The organism is Pararhizobium sp. P1_E7 (assembly GCF_056405855.1).
This window is the reverse complement of sequence record NZ_JBFUBH010000256.1, coordinates 1-503: the sequence shown is the minus strand read 5'-3', so window position 1 is coordinate 503 and position 503 is coordinate 1. Positions and strand designations below refer to the sequence as shown.

Annotated in this window: 1 protein-coding gene; it reads left to right on the top strand. The window is 66.8% G+C overall.

The window, feature by feature from the left end:
- A partial coding sequence (locus tag AC1D17_RS29280; protein WP_477568685.1) for a VCBS domain-containing protein occupies positions 1-503 on the top strand: 503 nt, incomplete at both ends.

The following is a 503-nucleotide window of genomic DNA, read 5'->3' as shown; positions in this document are numbered from 1 at the left end:
CCTGACGGCGACCGGCGCGCTCAACTTCGGCGATGTCGATCTCAGCAACACCCATACGGTAAACGCGGCGCTGACCTCGGTGACCGGTGCGCCGGGCGCACTCGGCAGCTTCGTTCCGACCATCACCAATGCGGCGACCGGCGACGGTACCGGCGCGATCGGCTGGACCTTCACCGTCAATGACGGCGCCATCGACTATCTGGCCGCCGGCGAGACCATCACCCAGGTCTATACGGTGACGGTGACCGACAGCTCGGGCGCCACCGACACCCAGACGGTGACGGTCACCATCAACGGCACCAACGATGCGCCGGTGATCACCTCGGGTCCCGGCACCGGTTCGGTGAGCGAGATCGCCGACGGCGCCATTGGCGAGACCACGGCAAACCTGACGGCGACCGGCGCGCTCAACTTCGGCGATGTCGATCTCAGCAACACCCATACGGTAAACGCGGCGCTGACCTCGGTAACCGGTGCGCCGGGCGCACTCGGCAGCTTCGTTC